Raw genomic sequence first — 3,370 nt, forward strand, 5'->3', positions numbered from 1 at the left:
TCCGCTGCCGCGCGGACCCGCCCGAACTGCCGCTCGCTGTCCTCCAGCGAGCCGAACGGCATGTTGAACTCGTCGGCGTAGCGCGCGGCGAGGCGCGGGGTGCGGCTCGCGCCGTGCCCGCCGATCAGGACGGGTACCTTGGCCTGCGCGGGCTTGGGCAGGGCGGGCGAGTCGGTCAGCTGGTAGTGGGTGCCCTCGTACGAGAAGGTCTTGCCGACCTCGGTGGCCCACAGCCCCGTGACGATGGCCAGCTGCTCCTCCAGGCGCGCGAACTTCTCCTTCGGGAAGGGGATGCCGTACGCCTTGTGCTCCTCCTCGAACCAGCCCGCGCCCAGGCCGAGTTCGACGCGGCCGCCGGACATCTGGTCGACCTGGGCGACCTGGATGGCGAGCACACCGGGCAGGCGGAAGGTTCCTGCGGTCATCAGGGTGCCGAGCCGGATGCGCTTGGTCTCCCGCGCGAGGCCGGCCAGGGTGATCCAGGCGTCGGTGGGGCCGGGCAGGCCGTCCACGGAGCCCATGCGGAGGTAGTGGTCCGAGCGGAAGAAGGCGTCGAAGCCGAGGTCCTCCGTGGCCTTGGCGACGGTGAGCAGCGTGTCGTAGGTCGCCCCCTGCTGGGGCTCGGTGAAGATGCGAAGATCCATGCCCTCCATCCTGCACGCTCGGACGTCGGTCAACTCCACCGGTCCTGGCCCCGATCGTGGTGCCCTGTCGGGTGAAAATGCGTCAATCCCGTGCACGGGACGAGCGGCGCCAGTGACCGGCGGCAACGGTGCTCGTTGCTCGGGAGGAGCCGGACCGCCCGGCACCCGTCGCCGGCGGTCGCTGCCGGGGCGCTCGCACACGTGCCCCCTCGGGGGGCGAGGGCCGAGGAGGCCGTCACATGTCCCAGGAAGCCGTGCCGGAGCAGGCCGCCGTGCCTGCGCAGCCCAAGGGTCTGCTCCAGCAGATGGAGGAGTTGATGGCTGCCCTGAACGCGGACCTGTCCCAGCTCGACGCCGATCTGTCGGCGCCGCGTCCCGCCCCGGCGGAGGGCGCGGACTCCGTCTGATCGACCCCACGACGCCCGACTGGCCCCGGCACCCGACCGCCCTCGCCGTCCGACCACCCCGCCGTCCGACACGGGTGCACCCGGTTGTGCGGCGAGGGCGGGGCGACGCTGTCGCCCGGCGGGGGGCGGGGCGACGCCGTCGTCGCTTCTCGCGCGGTTCCCCGCATCCCCGAGCACACGGCCTGAGGACATGGCCCCGAGGACACATCCCCGCGGGGCGGGGCCGGTCCTCGTCGGGGCGCGGGGAACCGCACTGTCCGCCCTTCTCCCCTCCCCCGGCCCGGAAGCGGTTCAGCTGGCTGCCGCGTCCCGTTCCGCGAGGACCTGGTCCCGCACCGCCAGACGGCGGAGCATTTCGAGGACTCTGTCGCGGGCCTCGTCGGCGGCGTCGATCGCCTCCATGCACTGCCAGTACGTCGACTCCTCGTCGGCGGCGCTGGCGAGGCCGACCAGGGCGATACCGACCTCGCCCAGGAGGCCGCCGAGGCGGGTGAGGGAGTCATGGGCGTCGCCCAACTCGGTGAGCTGGGCGGCGCGTAAATCGCCCACCCCGAGCGGAGGGGCGCCGAGTATGCCGCAGCCGCTGCCGGCCAGCTCGGTCAACCCCAGTGCCTCACCGCGCAGTTCGGGTGGTCCGGAGACGGCCAGGCGGCTGCCGATCGCCTGCGCGAGGGCGTACGCCTGCCATGCCTCCGCCATCAGTTGAGGTTCCTCGACGCTGCCCGCCAGAGCGCGCCTGCTCGCCAAGATGAGCCGCACCGCGTCCATGCGCTGCTCCCGACTGTCCCGACGCGCTCTCACACGTCCCGCCCGACCTCTTGTCTCTTCATTACCCACAGTGAGGGCGACTGAGACAGAAAGCCAGAGGAAGCCTGAAATCTGTGGATAACAAGTCGGCAGAGCACCGCATTTCGACTACGTAGAGTGACATACGGGTGGTGCTGCCCGGCTTCACGGGCCTTCCGGCGCCGGGAACCTCCGTTCGTTGCGGTCGATCTTCGCGTCCAGTGCGGCCAGCGGATCGATGTCCAGCACCTCGCACAACTGGAGCAAGTAGGCGAGGACGTCGGCGACTTCGTCGGTGACCCGGTGGGCGGTGTCGGGGTCCGACATCACCCGGACCGACTCCTCGGGCGTCAACCACTGGAAGATCTCGACGAGTTCGGATGCCTCGACGCTGAGGGCGGAGACCAGGTTCTTCGGGGTGTGGTACGGCGCCCAGTTCCGGGCGGCCGCGAAGTCGGCGAGGCGGCGCTGGAGTGTGGGGACGTCGAGTCCGTCCGGGGCTTCAGGATCTTTCACGGTCCAGGTGTACCACCGTCGCCCCGGGGACCACGGCGGCCCAGGACGCGTCGCTCACCGCGCCCACCAGCCGGATGTGGCCGCGTTCGCCCATGCGGGCCGCCACGCAGAGGAGTTGGGCGCGCTGGCGAGGGTCGAGGCAGCGGTCGAGGCCGTCGGCCAGGACGGTCAGGGTCTGGAGCGCCGCCGGGACCTCGGCGACCGGGTCGACCTCCAGTACGCCGGGGCCGGTGAACAGCACCAGGGCCAGGGCGAGATACCGCAGCTCGCCGTCGCCGAGGAGGGCGAGGGGTGTCCGTACGCCGTCACCGCGGTCGAGCACCGCCCGCACCAGGCCGGGACCGGCCCCGCACCCGTGACCTGCCCCGGTCCCGTGAGCTGCCCCGGTCCCATGACCGGGTCCGTTCCCATGACCGGGTCCGCGCCCCCGTCCGTGACCGACTCCATGGCTGACTCCGTGGCCGAGTCCGTGGGCGGCCCTGGGTGCGTCCCCCTGGCCGTTCCCTCCCGGAGCGGGTTCGGCGAGGAGGTCGGCGACCGGTCCCACGCAGCCGTCCCGGACCGCCGCGACGAGTTGCGCGTGGCGTCGACCGCACTCCGTGCGCGTGCGCCACAGCACGTCGGCGAGGTTGTCGCAGCCGCGCAGGAGGCGGCCGGAGCCGAGCGGTACGGCGGCGCGCATACGGCGGGGGCGGGGGTCGCAGGCGAAGACCGAGCGGAGGGCGACCACCATCTGTTCGGCGGCGGCGAGGACCCGGCGCTGACCGTCGGTCTTGCCGGCGACGCGCAGGGGAAGCAGGGCGGTGCCGAGGCGGTCGTCGGGCAGGGGGCCGCGGGTGACGGGGGACGCGCCCGCGGTGTGCCAGGCGGCTTGGACGACGGGGCGGCTCGGGTCGACCAGCGCGGTCTCCAGGAGGGTCAGCCCGCCGGAGGTCAACCGCTCGCCGACGATGCGGAGTTCGGGTTCGGCCTGGACGGCGATGTCGAGCCGGACGGGGCCCTCGGGGCCGTCGGCGG

General features: G+C 72.8%; 5 protein-coding genes. 1 reads left to right on the top strand and 4 read right to left on the bottom strand.

What is annotated here, in order from left to right; genetic code table 11:
- Positions 1–644, bottom strand: a 644-nt coding sequence (locus tag AOK23_RS26850) for an LLM class F420-dependent oxidoreductase (RefSeq protein ID WP_055715207.1), incomplete at its 3' end; no start/stop codon positions are given.
- 239 nt (positions 645–883) lie between these two features.
- Here AOK23_RS26850 and AOK23_RS48565 point away from each other — a divergent pair.
- Entirely contained in the window at positions 884–1,051 is a 168-nt protein-coding gene (locus tag AOK23_RS48565) for a hypothetical protein (RefSeq protein WP_167738935.1), read from the top strand.
- Between the two features lie 291 nt (positions 1,052–1,342).
- Here the strand turns inward: AOK23_RS48565 and AOK23_RS26855 are convergent, their stop codons facing one another.
- From AOK23_RS26855 to AOK23_RS45575, 3 genes are all read right to left on the bottom strand, one after another.
- Positions 1,343–1,819 (bottom strand): DUF6099 family protein, encoded by a 477-nt coding sequence (locus AOK23_RS26855; protein WP_055543252.1) that lies wholly within the window; start codon positions 1,817–1,819, stop codon positions 1,343–1,345.
- 183 nt (positions 1,820–2,002) lie between these two features.
- On the bottom strand, positions 2,003–2,353 hold the full coding sequence (locus tag AOK23_RS26860; protein WP_055715205.1) for a nucleotide pyrophosphohydrolase: 351 nt from the start codon (positions 2,351–2,353) through the stop codon (positions 2,003–2,005).
- On the bottom strand, positions 2,340–3,370 hold a 1,031-nt coding region (locus AOK23_RS45575), incomplete at its 5' end, for a hypothetical protein (RefSeq protein WP_055715206.1). The genes AOK23_RS26860 and AOK23_RS45575, both read right to left, overlap by 14 nt.

Origin of the sequence: Streptomyces torulosus, from assembly GCF_001419765.1 — a bacterium.
Taxonomy (GTDB): domain Bacteria; phylum Actinomycetota; class Actinomycetes; order Streptomycetales; family Streptomycetaceae; genus Streptomyces; species Streptomyces torulosus.